Origin of the sequence: Pseudomonas sp. BIGb0164 (assembly GCF_024810135.1) — a bacterium.
Classification (GTDB): domain Bacteria; phylum Pseudomonadota; class Gammaproteobacteria; order Pseudomonadales; family Pseudomonadaceae; genus Aquipseudomonas.
In genome coordinates, this window is the sequence record NZ_JANUEA010000005.1 from 292,005 (window position 1) to 305,157 (window position 13,153).

Annotated in this window: 9 protein-coding genes; 2 read left to right on the forward strand and 7 right to left on the reverse strand. The window is 62.9% G+C overall.

Annotated elements, in window-relative coordinates:
* Window positions 1-206: 206 nt before the first annotated feature.
* Window positions 207-3,374, forward strand: coding sequence for a ribonuclease E (rne, locus tag M2394_RS15620; protein WP_405046578.1), 3,168 nt, complete (start codon window positions 207-209; stop codon window positions 3,372-3,374).
* Between the two features lie 212 nt (window positions 3,375-3,586).
* Here the strand turns inward: rne and M2394_RS15625 are convergent, their stop codons facing one another.
* The 5 genes from M2394_RS15625 to M2394_RS15645 form a co-directional block, all read right to left on the reverse strand.
* The gene (locus tag M2394_RS15625) at window positions 3,587-4,180 is read right to left on the reverse strand and encodes an NTP transferase domain-containing protein (RefSeq protein ID WP_259173083.1); all 594 of its coding nucleotides are present in this window, start codon (window positions 4,178-4,180) and stop codon (window positions 3,587-3,589) included.
* On the reverse strand, window positions 4,177-5,163 hold the full coding sequence (locus tag M2394_RS15630; RefSeq protein WP_259173084.1) for an XdhC family protein: 987 nt from the start codon (window positions 5,161-5,163) through the stop codon (window positions 4,177-4,179). The genes M2394_RS15625 and M2394_RS15630 overlap by 4 nt, the downstream gene beginning before the upstream one ends.
* Window positions 5,163-7,484, reverse strand: coding sequence for a xanthine dehydrogenase family protein molybdopterin-binding subunit (locus M2394_RS15635; protein ID WP_259173085.1), 2,322 nt, complete (start codon window positions 7,482-7,484; stop codon window positions 5,163-5,165). Before M2394_RS15635 ends, M2394_RS15630 begins: the two co-directional genes overlap by 1 nt.
* Complete coding sequence (locus tag M2394_RS15640; protein ID WP_178923500.1) at window positions 7,481-7,951, reverse strand: (2Fe-2S)-binding protein; 471 nt, start codon at window positions 7,949-7,951, stop codon at window positions 7,481-7,483. Before M2394_RS15640 ends, M2394_RS15635 begins: the two co-directional genes overlap by 4 nt.
* 254 nt (window positions 7,952-8,205) lie before the next feature.
* Window positions 8,206-9,537: a dicarboxylate/amino acid:cation symporter gene (locus M2394_RS15645; RefSeq protein ID WP_178923502.1), complete on the reverse strand. Its 1,332-nt coding sequence runs from the start codon at window positions 9,535-9,537 to the stop codon at window positions 8,206-8,208.
* Between the two features lie 339 nt (window positions 9,538-9,876).
* Here M2394_RS15645 and M2394_RS15650 point away from each other — a divergent pair, with 339 nt between their 5' ends.
* Window positions 9,877-10,875 carry an AraC family transcriptional regulator gene (locus M2394_RS15650; RefSeq protein ID WP_259173086.1) on the forward strand — a complete coding sequence of 333 codons (999 nt, stop codon included), beginning with the start codon at window positions 9,877-9,879 and terminating at the stop codon, window positions 10,873-10,875.
* 242 nt (window positions 10,876-11,117) lie between these two features.
* Here the strand turns inward: M2394_RS15650 and M2394_RS15655 are convergent, their stop codons facing one another.
* Both M2394_RS15655 and M2394_RS15660 read right to left on the reverse strand, forming a co-directional pair.
* Window positions 11,118-12,464, reverse strand: coding sequence for an ATP-binding protein (locus tag M2394_RS15655; protein WP_178923506.1), 1,347 nt, complete (start codon window positions 12,462-12,464; stop codon window positions 11,118-11,120).
* Entirely contained in the window at window positions 12,461-13,138 is a 678-nt protein-coding gene (locus M2394_RS15660) for a response regulator (RefSeq protein ID WP_010208358.1), read from the reverse strand. Before M2394_RS15660 ends, M2394_RS15655 begins: the two co-directional genes overlap by 4 nt.
* Window positions 13,139-13,153: the final 15 nt, after the last annotated feature.

The following is a 13,153-nucleotide window of genomic DNA, read 5'->3' on the forward strand; positions in this document are numbered from 1 at the left end:
CCTCCTCCTGACCTTAGCTTTTGTTGAAGTGGCGCCTGTGGCGCCGCAGCAGACAAGCAGGACGCGTCCGTCGCGCCTTTGCCCCCTCTGGGCAGATGTCGCTGGACACTGGAGTGGCCAACCACTCTTGACGCACCTGACACCGACCGTGAGAAGTCGTGTGTGCCGAACGCCGTTTCCGGCAGCCCGGAAACCGACGGTACAACATGAAAAGAATGCTGATTAACGCAACTCAACCCGAAGAGTTGCGTGTTGCACTGGTAGATGGCCAACGCCTCTACGACCTGGACATCGAATCCGGTGCACGCGAGCAAAAAAAGGCCAACATCTATAAAGGCCGTATTACTCGCATCGAACCAAGCCTTGAGGCTGCCTTTGTCGATTTCGGCTCCGAGCGCCACGGCTTCCTGCCCCTCAAAGAAATCTCCCGCGAATACTTCAAGAAAGCCCCTGAAGGCCGCGTGAACATCAAGGACGTCCTGAGCGAAGGCCAGGAAGTCATCGTCCAGGTCGAAAAAGAAGAGCGTGGCAACAAGGGCGCCGCCCTGACCACCTTCATCAGCCTGGCGGGCCGTTACCTGGTCCTGATGCCGAACAACCCACGTGCCGGCGGCATTTCCCGTCGTATCGAAGGCGAAGAGCGCAACGAACTGCGTGAAGCGCTGAACGGCCTGATCGCACCGGCCGACATGGGCCTGATCGTGCGCACTGCCGGCCTGGGCCGCAGCAGCGAAGAAATGCAGTGGGACCTCGACTACCTGCTGCAACTGTGGACCGCCATCAAGGAAGCGTCCCTGGATCGTTCCGCGCCGTTCCTGATCTACCAGGAAAGCAACGTCATCATCCGCGCCATCCGCGATTACCTGCGCCAGGACATCGGCGAAGTGCTGATCGACAGCGTTGAAGCCCAGGACGAAGCCCTGACCTTCATCCGCCAGGTGATGCCGCAGTACGCCAGCAAGATCAAGCTGTACGAAGACAGCGTGCCGCTGTTCAACCGTTTCCAGATCGAAAGCCAGATCGAGACCGCCTTCCAGCGCGTGGTCGAACTGCCTTCCGGTGGCTCCATCGTGATCGACCCGACCGAAGCCCTGGTGTCCATCGACATCAACTCGGCGCGTGCGACCAAAGGCAGCGACATCGAAGAAACCGCCCTGCAGACCAACCTGGAAGCGGCTGAAGAAATCGCCCGCCAGCTGCGCCTGCGTGACATCGGCGGCCTGATCGTGATCGACTTCATCGACATGACCCCAGCCAAGAACCAGCGCGCCGTGGAAGAGAAAGTCCGCGAATGCCTGGAAGCCGACCGTGCCCGCGTGCAAGTCGGCCGCATCTCGCGCTTCGGCCTGCTGGAAATGTCCCGTCAACGCCTGCGTCCATCCCTGGGCGAGAGCAGCGGCATCGTCTGCCCGCGTTGCAACGGCACCGGCATCATCCGTGACGTTGAATCGCTGTCCCTGGCGATCCTGCGCCTGATCGAAGAAGAAGCCCTGAAAGACCGCACCGCTGAAGTCCGCGCCCAAGTGCCGATTCCGGTTGCCGCCTTCCTGCTCAACGAAAAACGCAACTCGATCACCAAGATCGAACTGCGCACCCGTGCCCGCATCGTCATCCTGCCGAACGATCACCTCGAAACGCCGCACTTCGAAGTGCAGCGCCTGCGTGATGACAGCCCGGAAGCCCACAACAACCAGTCCAGCTACGAAATCGCTGCTGCCGCTGCCGAAGTGGAAGAAGTCCAGCCAGCCGCTGCTACCCGCACCCTGGTTCGCCAGGAAGCGGCGGTCAAGACTGCACCGGCCCGTGCCAACGCTCCAGTGCCAACCGAAGCCGCCGCTCCGGTTGCCGCACCGGCCGCCCTGCCTGAGCCGAGCCTGTTCAAGGGCCTGGTGAAGTCGCTGGTCAGCCTGTTCGCCACCAAGGAAGAGCCTGCTGCACCGGTTGTGGTTGAAAAACCAGCCGCCGAGCGCCCGGCACGCAACGAAGAACGTCGCAACGGTCGCCAGCAGAGCCGTAACCGCAACGGTCGCCGTGACGAAGAACGCAAGCCGCGCGAAGAGCGTGCCCCACGTGAAGAGCGCGCACCGCGTGAAGAACGTGCACCTCGCGAAGCCCGTGAAGACACCCCGGCCGTAGCCCGTGAAGAACGTGCACCGCGTGAAGAGCGCGCACCACGCACGCCACGTGCGCCACGTGAAGATCGCAAGCCGCGTGGCGAGCGTGAAGAACGCGTGCGTGAACTGCGCGAGCCTCTGGACGCGGCCCCAGCCGTTGCCGGCACTGCCGTTGTGGCTGAAGAACGCCCGGCTCGCCAGCCGCGTGAAGAACGTGCGCCACGTGAAGAGCGTCAACCACGCGCCCCGCGCGAAGAACGCCAGCCACGTGCCGAACAGGCCGCTGCCGCCAGTGAAGAAGAAGTACTGACCGGCGAAGAGCACGTTCAGGAAGACGGTCAGGAAGGCGCCGAAGGCGATCGTCCGCGCCGCCGCTCCCGTGGCCAGCGTCGTCGCAGCAACCGTCGTGAGCGTCAGCGTGATGCCAACGGCAACGTAATCGAAGGCTCGGAAGAAGCCGGCGAGAACGCTGAAGGCACCACCCAGGAGCCAACAGGCGCCGAACTGGCTGCCGGCCTGGCCGTGACTGCTGCCGTTGCCAGCTCGGTCATCAGTGCACCTGCTGAAGCCCAGGCTCACGAGCAGGCTGAACGCGCCACTGCGGCCGTTGAAGAAACGGCTGCTGTTGAAGCACCTGTCGCCGAGGCTCCAGCAGCCGAAGCGCCCGTGGTTGAAGCACCCGTAGTCGAAACACCAGTGGTTGAAGCCCCTGTGGTAGAAGCACCGGTTGTCGAGGTCACTACCCCGATCGAAGCGCCAGTTGTTCCGGAAGTGGAAGTTGCCCCGGTTCAAGAAACCCTGCCAGAAGTTGAAGTGGCAGCGGTTGAGCCTGCACCGGTTGTTGAACCTCAACCAGTGGTTGAAGCGCCGGTTGTGGAAGAGGCTCCACACGTGCGCGAAGTTCGCGAAGAACAGACCGCCTTCCAATGGACTGCCGAGCCAGTTGCTCCGGTCGAAGCGCCAGCTCCTGCCCCAGTGGTAGAAGAAGCGCCTGCACCGGTTGCCGAAGTCGTGATTGCCGAGCCAGCCCCAGTGGTTGAACCGGCTCCGGTGGTTGAGCCTGCGCCGGTGGTTGAAGCCCCCGTGGTTGCCGAAGTGGCAGCCCCTGTGGTCGAAGCCGCCCCGGCCAGCGCCCTGACCGAAAACGGCCGTGCGCCGAACGACCCACGTGAAGTGCGTCGTCGTCGCAAGGAAGCCGAGGCCGCTGCAGCCGCCGCTGCTGCATTGGAAGCAGAACACGAGAGCAAGCCTCTCGCCTGAGTCCAGCCGTAACTGAAAAGCCCCGCCTGAGTGATCAGGCGGGGCTTTTTATTGGCCTCATAAATCCAAAATCCAAGACCACCCCCAATCCCCTGTAGGAGCCAGGCTTGCCGGCGATGGCGTCCTCGAACATGTCGCATGGTTCAAGGGCCTCATCGCCGGCAAGCCGGGCTCCTACAGGGTCGAGGACAATTCAGGACCTGGAGGGCAGTTCAGGAGGTGGGGGTGTAGCTCAGGAGGGAGGGCACGTCGACATCCCACAACACACCAGGGTCATCCACCGGGATCTCCCTGACAGCGCCAGCGGCAAACAGCGAGCGAGCGCCGCGATCACCCGCCAACGCCGTCAACCCCGGCCCGAACGCGCGGCCAAACGCCACCGGATGACCATACTGCCCCGCCTGCACCGGGACGTGGATGCGATCCGCTTCCAGCCCCTCGACCACCTGATCGATAGTCGACGACTGAATGAACGGCATATCCCCCAACACCACCAGCCAACCGTCAGCCGGAGCACTGGCCGCCACCGCCGCCGCCAGGCTATCGCCCATGCCGGCCGATTGCAGCAGCAAGACCTCACAGCCAAAGGCCCTGGCCAATCGGATGACGTCCGCTCGTTCGGGCGATGTCACCAACAGACGCCGTGCAACCCGCTCAGGCAGATTTGCCAGCACCTGCTCGACGACCGCTCGCGTCACGCCATCCCGGCCCGTGCAATCGGCCAGCAATTTATCCTTATCCGCCCCCGCTTCAGCGCGAAAACGCCTGCCCTGCCCTGCCGCCAGCACAATCGCCGTGACTGTCACTCGGCCAGCACCAGCAGCGGTTTTTTCTGCACCGCCGCCACGCCATTCTTGATCGCGACAATTTCCGCCATCAGCGACAAAGCGATTTCCGCCGGGGTGTGGCTGCCGATATACACGCCGATCGGCCCGTGCAGGCGCGCAATCGCCTCCGCCGACAGGCCGAGCTGCGCCAGGTTTTCCCGACGCTTCTGGCTGTTGACCCGCGACCCCAGCGCGCCAATGTAGAACGCCCTGGAATTCAATGCCGTGAGCAAGGCCATGTCATCCAGGCGCGGGTCATGGGTCAGGCAGACAATGGCGGTGCGTTCATCGGTCTGGATATTCAGCACCGCTTCATCGGGCATACCCGGCACGAAGCGGCCCTGCTGCTCTTCCCAGCCGTAGACAAACTCTTCACGTGGGTCACAGATCAGCACGTCGAAGTCCAGCAGCCGCGCCATCTCGGCCACATAACGCGACAGTTGCCCCGCGCCGATCATCAGCAAGCGCCAGCGCGGGCCGTAGATCGCACGCAGGCGTTGGCCGTCAAAGCTCACCACGTCGGTCTTGCTGGCATCGCTCAGGGTGACTTCACCGGTCTTCAGGTCCAGCTCCCGCGCAACGATCTGATGAGCTTCGCAACGCGCCAACAGCTCAGCCACCCAGGCCCACTCCACCACGCGCTCCTCGGTCAGGCGCAACGTGCCGCCGCACGGCAAACCGAACCGGGCCGCCTCGTCGCGGGTCACGCCGTAGGTCACCAGTTGCACCGGTGGCCCGTCATCCGCCAGCCGACCGTCCTGCAGGCGCGCAATAAGGTCGTCCTCGATGCAGCCGCCCGACACCGAGCCAATCACCACCCCATCGCCGCGCAGGGCCAGCATCGCCCCTGGCGGGCGCGGCGCACTGCCCCAGGTCTGCACCACGCTGTACAGCACCACCGTTTGCCCGGCGCGGCGCCACTCCAGCACGCTGCGCAAGACATTCAGATCCACGCTGTCCATCAGGCCTTCGCCTCTTGCCAGCCCTGCAACTGGTAACGCACCGGCAGGTTGCGGATACGCTTGCCGGTGGCGGCAAAGATCGCATTGCACAGCGCCGGCGCAATCGGCGGCACGCCGGGCTCACCGACGCCGCCCAAGGGCACCTCACCTTTGGGCGTCACCAAGTGCACCGCCACTTCCTTCGGCGCCAGGGACATGCGCGCCACCTCGTACATATGGAAGTTGTCCTGCTGGACCTTGCCATCCTTGAAGCTGATCTCGCCCAGCACCGCGTTGCCCAGGCCCATTACGCACGCACCTTCGAACTGCGAGCGGATGCGCTCCGGGTTGATCTGCGGGCCGCAATCCACGGCAATATCGGCCTTGTGCACGATCAACGTGCCATCACCCTTGACCTCCACCTCGATCACGGCCGCCACGTACGTCACAAAGCTGTAGTGCACCGCCAAGCCCAGGCCACGGCCCTTGGGCAGCGTGCGTCCCCAGCCGGCCGCCTTGGCCGCGGTTTCCAACACGCCGCGCAGGCGTGCGGTGTCGATCGGGTAGCGTTCAGGGGATTCGCCGTAGTTCCACTCATCGCTCAAGGTCTTGGGATCGATCTGACGGTCTGGCCCCAGCAACTTGAGCTGATACTGCAGCGGATCCTGGCCGGCCTTGTGGGCCAGTTCGTCGACAAAGCTCTGGATCGCAAAACCATGGGGGATGTTCGACACTGAACGGTACCAGCCGACGCGGGTGTGGGCCGCCGCCTCGGGGTTTTCCAGGCGCACATTGGGAATCGCGTAGGCCATGTTGGTAAAGCCCATGCCCAGCTCAAAGGCCGCTTCGTGGTTCATGCCCGGCGCGAACAATGCCGTGATGCTCGGCGCCACGGTGCGGTGCAGCCAGGCCGACGGCAGGCCATCCTTGTTCAGGCCGGCCTTGAGGTACTCGGCCGACACGGTGTGGAAGTAGGAATTGTGGATGTCATCTTCGCGGGTCCATTGCACCCGAACGGCCTTGCCCGGAAATTCCTTGGCCAGCACGGCGGCTTCGATGATGAAGTCAGGCTTGGATTTGCGCCCGAAGCCACCGCCGAGCAAGGTCACGTTGAAGGTCACATTATCGAACGGCAGACCAAGGCGCTCGGCGATGCGCTCACGGGTCACCTGCGGCGCCTGGCTCGGGCCCCAGGCCTGGCACTCACCTTTGTCGAAGCGCGCAATGGCGACCATCGGCTCCATCGGTGACTGGGACAGGTGTGGCAAGTAGTAGGCGGCTTCCAGGGTACTGTCGGCCTCGCCCATGGCCTGGTCGAGGGTGCCGGTGTTGCGCACCACCTTGCCCGGTTTCAGCGCAGCGGCTTCCAGCTCCTTGCGATAGTCGATGGAGTTGTAGCCAGCATTCACGCCGTCGTCCCAGACAATGCTCAGCGCCTCCCGGCCCTTGATCGCCGCCCAGGTGTTGCTGGCCACCACGGCCACACCGCCCAGGGGTTGGAACTCGGAGGGCAAGGGCCGGCTTTCGATTTCCAGCACCTTGATCACACCCGGTACCTTCAACGCTGCCGAGGCATCGAAGGATTTCACCTTGCCGCCATACACTTTGGGCCGTGCGATGGTGGCATAGAGCATGCCGTCGAAATGCACGTCCGCGCCGTAGACCGCGCGCCCGTTGACAATGTCGGCGCCGTCGATGGCCTTGACGCCTTCCTTGCCGATATAACGGAACTCCGACGCTGGCTTGAGGCGCAGGCTATCCCGCGCCGGCACCGCCAGCGCGCCGGCGGCGGCTGCCAATTCGCCGTAACCCAGCTCACGGCCACTTGGCTGGTGAATCACTTTATGCAATTGCGCCCGACATTCAGCCAGCGGGACTTTCCACTGATCGGCAGCCGCTTGTTCAAGCATCGCCCGAACACTGGCACCGCAGCGACGCATTGGCTCATACCAATGGCGCATGCTGCGCGAGCCGTCGGTGTCCTGGTTGCCGTAGCGCACTTCATCGCCCGGCGCCTGCTGGACTTTCACGTGCGCCCAATCGGCCTCCATTTCATCGGCCACCACCAGGCTCAGGCTGGTGCGCACGCCCTGGCCCATCTCCGAACGGTTGCACACCACGGTCACTGTACCGTCGGTGGCGATGCTGACGTAGACCTTGGGGTCATCGATCAGCCCGTTGGGCATGGCGTCGCCACCGTATTTCTTCACCGCATCGGCGGCGAACGCATCGGGCAAGCCCCAACTGGCGGCAACCACCAGTGCGCCGGTGGCGCCCACACCTTTGAGGAAGCCGCGGCGGCTGAGGTTGCTCAGGACGAAATCAGCAGGTAACTGGCTCATGCCTTGGCCCCCTGCAGGTGGGTCGATGCCTGGCGGATAGCTGTCTTGATACGGTTGTAGGTGCCGCAACGGCAGATGTTGCCGACCATCGCCTCTTCGATCTGCTCATCGCTGGGGTTGGGGTTGGTTTTCAGCAGAGCGGTGGCCGACATGATCTGCCCGCCCTGGCAGTAACCGCACTGGGCTACAGCCGTGTCGAGCCAAGCTTGCTGCACCACCTGGCCGATGGGGTCGGTGTGCAGGTTGTCGATGGTGCTGATGGACTGGCCTTTGACCGAGCCGATCGGGGTGATGCAACTGCGCGCCGGCGAGCCGTCGATATGAATGGTGCAGGCGCCGCACAGGCCCATACCACAGCCGAACTTGGTGCCGTTGTAGCCCGCCACGTCGCGAATCGCCCACAGCAGCGGCATATCCTCGGTGACATCCAGTTGATGGTCTTGACCGTTGAGTTTCAGGGTAATCATGGGCACGCCCGCCTATTCACACTGCGTTGAGGGGCGAGCCATCCGGCGCGGGAGGTGGTACTGGTTCGGTGCGCGCAGATGGGCTCAGGCTGAAGGAGGCTCTCTTGCGAAGACGGATCTTCACCGGGCCTTTGATGGAGCAATGACTTAATGTAAACCAAAAAACCCGGGAGTGATCGGGCAGAAACGCAAACGCCCCGAACAAGTCGGGGCGTTTGTGGGTGGCTGCGGCGTCAGTTCACGCCATCAGCGGCTTACTTGACGACAGGTGCAGGGCCTTCGGCCACGCCCAGGTCATCCAGTTCGCGGGTTTCCGAGATACCGGTACCGCCGGACGCCAGCTCGCTTTGCAGCTTGTCGGTGTCCAGTTCCTTGACCCACTTGGCCACAACGATGGTGGCAACGGCGTTACCCACCAGGTTGGTCAGTGCGCGGGCTTCGGACATGAAGCGGTCGATACCCAGGATCAGCGCCAGGCCGGCAACCGGCAGGTGGCCCACGGCCGACAGGGTGGCAGCCAGTACGATGAAGCCCGAACCGGTCACGCCTGCAGCGCCTTTGGAGGACAGCAGCAGCACCAGCAGCAGGGTGATCTGGTGGGTGATGTCCATGTGGGTGTCAGTCGCCTGGGCGATGAACACGGCAGCCATGGTCAGGTAGATCGAAGTACCGTCGAGGTTGAAGGAGTAGCCGGTTGGAATCACCAGGCCTACTACGGATTTCTTCGCGCCCAGACGCTCCATCTTGATCAGCATGCGTGGCAGTGCGGATTCGGAGGAGGACGTACCCAGTACGATCAGCAGCTCTTCACGGATGTAGCGAACCAGCTTCAACACGCTGAAACCGTGCGCGCGGCAGATGGCGCCCAGCACCACGACCACGAACAGGATGCAGGTGATGTAGAAGCAGATCATCAGCTGGCCCAGTTGCACCAGGGAACCCACACCGTAGGCACCGATGGTGAACGCCATGGCGCCCAGGGCACCGATTGGCGCGAGCTTCATGATCATGTTGATGATGTTGAACATCACGTGGGCGAAGCGATCGATGAAGTCCAGTACCGGCTTGCCGTAGGCACCCAGGCGGTGCAGGGCGAAACCGAAGATCACCGAGAACATCAGCACTTGCAGGATGTCACCGTTGGCAAAGGCGCCGACGATGGTGTTCGGGATCACGTTGAGGATGAAGCCGACAACGCTCTGGTCCGCACCTTGAGTCACGTAGGTGGCGATTTTCGAGGCATCGAGCTTGGTAACGTCGACGTGCATGCCGGCGCCCGGCTCGATCACGTTGACCACGACCAGGCCTACCAGCAGGGCGATGGTGGAAACGATTTCGAAGTACAGCAGCGCGTAGCCGCCGGTCTTGCCGACCGATTTCATGCTTTGCATGCCAGCGATGCCGCTGACAACGGTGCAGAAGATGATCGGGGCGATGACCATTTTGATCAGCTTGATAAAGCCGTCACCCAGTGGCTTGAGGGCCACACCGGTCTGCGGGTAGAAGTGACCGAGCAAAATACCGATAACGATTGCAACGATCACCTGGAAATACAGGGATTTGTACAGTGGCTGACGAGTCGTCATTGCAAAGTTCCTCAATCGTCCCGTGTGGCAAAGATCCGCCATTGCCCACGACACTTGAATTGCGAACCCTCCTGCACTGGAGGGATTTGTTGTTTGCGAGGTCCTTGAAAGCAGGCCTGCGCTGTAATCCTTATCGCAAACGCCGTGCCACTTTGCCGAAAAACCCTGAAGGCCTTTAGACATCAGGGCTTGAGGTTTTCACACCCTCGCCAGCCCATCCAAGGAGGTGGCGGATTTCCGCCCGCAGGCCCAATCCTGTCCTACAAAATGGCGGATATCCGCCTTGTCGCCCTGGCAAGTGATGGCTAACATCCGCCACTCCATGGACGAGGCCCTCACATGCGTGAACGCACCATCGCCAGTCACTACGCCCGGGCAGCCCTCGGTGGTGCGCGCCGGGCGGGTTTCGACTACTCAGGCCTTTTGCAGCAGGTGGGCATCCCCCCCGAACTGCTGACCGAACCCCGCGCCCGCATAGCACCGGAGCAATTTACCCGGCTGTTGCAAATGCTCTGGCTGGCGCTGGACGATGAGTACCTGGGGTTTGCCGAAGGCCCGAGCAAACGCGGCACCTTCGCCATGATGTGCCATGCGCTGATTCATTGCCGCACCCTGGAGAAGGCTCTGGAACGCGGCTTACTCTTTTATAGCCTATTCCCGCAGGGTCCGCGTTGGCAGCTGACAAGAGAGGGCGACATGGCCCGCTTGAGCCTGGACGACTCACAGCTGTGGGACCCGGACCACTTCCTCAGCGAATGCCTGCTGGTGATCTGGCATCGCCTGGGTAGCTGGTTGATCGGCCAGCGCATTCGCCTGAACCAGGTCACGTTCAGCTACCCGATGCCGGCCCACGCGGGCGAGTATGACTTGCTGTTCCCCTGCCCCCAGGTGTTCGGCGCCCCGAACAGCAGCCTGGTATTTCCCAGCCGCTACCTGAGCCTGCCGCTGCTGCAGGACGAACGCACCCTCAAGCATTTTCTCGAACGCTCCCCGGCCGACCTGCTGTCCCGCCCGGACGAGGGCGACAGCCTGAGCAGCCAGTTGCGCCGCTTGCTCAGCCGTGACCGCACGCCCTGGCCAGACCTGGAGGCCGTGGCCCAGCACCTGCACATCAGCCCGCAGACCCTGCGCCGACATTTGCGCGAAGAAGGCACCAGTTTCCAGGCGCTCAAGGATGAGCTGCGGCGGGACATCGCCATCTATCATTTGGGGCGGGCGGATTTGTCGCTGCAGGAGATTGCCGAGCAGCTGGGGTTCTCCGAACCGTCGGCGTTTCATCGGGCGTTCAAGAAGTGGACCGGAGTGACGCCGGGGGCGTATCGGGCGCAGGAGAGTTAGGAGTGTGTTGGCAGGGCCGGCCTTATCGCAGGCAAGCCAGCTCCCACACTCGATCGCGTTCACAATTCAAAATGTGTGTGAACGCATTAACTTTATTAGCCGGCTTGCCGGCGATGGCGCTAGATGACTGTTGATGCGACTGACGCTTTCGCGAGCAAGCCCGCTCCCACATTCGAAGGGGTTCACCGTTCAACATGTGGGAGCTGGCTTGCCTGCGATTAGGCCAGCACGATCAATAGAGATCACACCGCCGGAAAGTGAATCTTGAAGGCCGCCCCACCCAAAGGCGAATCCCCCAAGGTCAACCGCGCGCCGTAGCTTTCGATGATGTCCTTGACCACCGCCAGCCCGATCCCCTGCCCCGGGTGCTGACGGTCCAGGCGCTCGCCCCGCTGCAGGATCCGAGCACGCTGGTCGGGCGGTACGCCCGGGCCATCGTCTTCAATGCACAACTCGGTGCCCTCCAGGCTTTCCACCAGGCTGATGCGCACTTCGCTCAGGCATAGGCGGTAGGCGTTTTCCAGCAGGTTGCCGAGCATTTCGAGCAAGGCGCCCTTCTCGATCGGCACATCGCATTCTTCGGGCAGTTCAAAGGCCACGGTCACACGCTTGTCGCGGTACACCTTGTCCAGCGTGTCGCACAAGCTTTGCACCACCGGCTCCAGGCGCACCTGGTGGCGCACCAGGCCGCTTTTGCGCAGGCTGGCGCGCTGCAATTGATAGCCGATCTGCTGGCTCATGCGTTCGATCTGCGATTGCAGCACCCAGGCCTGGCCACGGTCTTCCGGGCGTTGGGCCATGTCTTCGCTCACCCCCTGCAACACCGCCAACGGGGTTTTCAGGCTGTGGGCGAGGTCGTCCAGGGAGTCGCGGTAACGTGCGCGCTGTTCACGCTCGCTGTGCAGCAGGCGGTTGAGCGAGCCGGTCAGGCGCAGCAATTCACGCGGGTGTTCCTCGCTGAGGCTTCCACGGGTGCCGCCTTCGATCTGGTCCAGTTCCTGGCTCAGGCGCCGCAGGGCTTGCAGGCCCCAGGTCAGCCCCAGCCACAACAGGGTCAACAGCACCAGCAGGGCCGCGCCGAACCCCAGGTAAAGGTTCTCGCGCAGCCCTTCGAGGGTCAGCTGGTATTCGCGCACCGGTTGCAGGGCCACGATACTGAACGCCGCGCTCTTGCCGCCCAGCAGCTTGACCTCCACGTCATACACGAAGAATTCCTGGCCATTGGCCTCGCGAATCCGCGCAAATTCGTTGCCGCGCCCGTCATAGCGCGGCTTGTAGTTGATGTTTTCTTCCTGGGTGGCGCGGGAACGCCACACCAGGTGGCCTTCGCGGTCGTAGATATAGCCGAGCAGGCGGCTATCGGTGAGGTTGAAGCGTTCGTCCGGCAACTGCGCCGGCATCAACAGGCGATTGTTTTCAACGCGCGCCGCTGAAATCAGCGTGGTGACATCCGACGCCAGGCGCTGCTCGATGGAATCCTGCAGCGCCAGGCTGAACGCCCCTTGCATGGCGGGCAACAAACCGAGCATGAACAACACGGCCAGGGTGGCGGCCGCCAGCATCAAGCGCACACGAAGCGAGCGAATCAACGGCAGCGCTCATTGAACAGGTAACCCAGGCCGCGCACGGTATCGATCGGCTTGAAACCGGCCGGGCCTTCCAGCTTGCGACGCAGGCGACCGACCAGCACTTCGATGACATTCGGATCACGCTCGTCGTCATCGGGATAGAGCTGTTCCATCAGGCGGTCCTTGGCGACCACCTGCTGGTGGTGACGCATGAGGTATTCGAGAATCCGATACTCGTACGCGGTCAACGCCAGCGGTTGTTCATCCAGGGACGCCTGCTTGCGGTTGAGGTCCAGCAGCAACGGGCCGGCGACGATGGTCGACTGGGTAAAGCCGCTGGAGCGACGCAGCAAGGCGTTCATCCGCGCCTCCAGCTCTTCGAACTGGAACGGCTTGACCACGTAGTCGTCGGCGCCGGCGGCCAGGCCTTCGACCTTGTCCTGCCAGTTGCCACGGGCGGTAAGGATCAGGATCGGGAAGGTCTTGGCCTGGGTGCGCAGTTGGCGGATCAGGTCCAGGCCGCCCATGCCGGGCAGGCCCAGGTCGATGATCGCCAGGTCATGGTTGAATTGCCCGGTCTGGTACAAGGCTTCTTCGGCGTTGGCCACGGCTTCGACCACGTGCCCGCTGTCGGTCAGGCGGGTAAACAGGTGATGACGCAGCAACGCCTCATCTTCTACCACCAGCAATTTCATAAGGCTCTCCAAGGC

What these genes read in the sequence shown, in the direction of transcription:
- rne (WP_405046578.1), top strand. Translation starts at nt 207, where the DNA reads ATGAAAAGAATGCTGATTAACGCAACTCAACCCGAAGAGTTGCGTGTT.
- M2394_RS15630 (WP_259173084.1), bottom strand. Translation starts at nt 5,163, where the DNA reads ATGGACAGCGTGGATCTGAATGTCTTGCGCAGCGTGCTGGAGTGGCGC.
- M2394_RS15635 (WP_259173085.1), bottom strand. Translation starts at nt 7,484, where the DNA reads ATGAGCCAGTTACCTGCTGATTTCGTCCTGAGCAACCTCAGCCGCCGC.
- M2394_RS15640 (WP_178923500.1), bottom strand. Translation starts at nt 7,951, where the DNA reads ATGATTACCCTGAAACTCAACGGTCAAGACCATCAACTGGATGTCACC.
- M2394_RS15645 (WP_178923502.1), bottom strand. Translation starts at nt 9,537, where the DNA reads ATGACGACTCGTCAGCCACTGTACAAATCCCTGTATTTCCAGGTGATC.
- M2394_RS15650 (WP_259173086.1), top strand. Translation starts at nt 9,877, where the DNA reads ATGCGTGAACGCACCATCGCCAGTCACTACGCCCGGGCAGCCCTCGGT.
- M2394_RS15660 (WP_010208358.1), bottom strand. Translation starts at nt 13,138, where the DNA reads ATGAAATTGCTGGTGGTAGAAGATGAGGCGTTGCTGCGTCATCACCTG.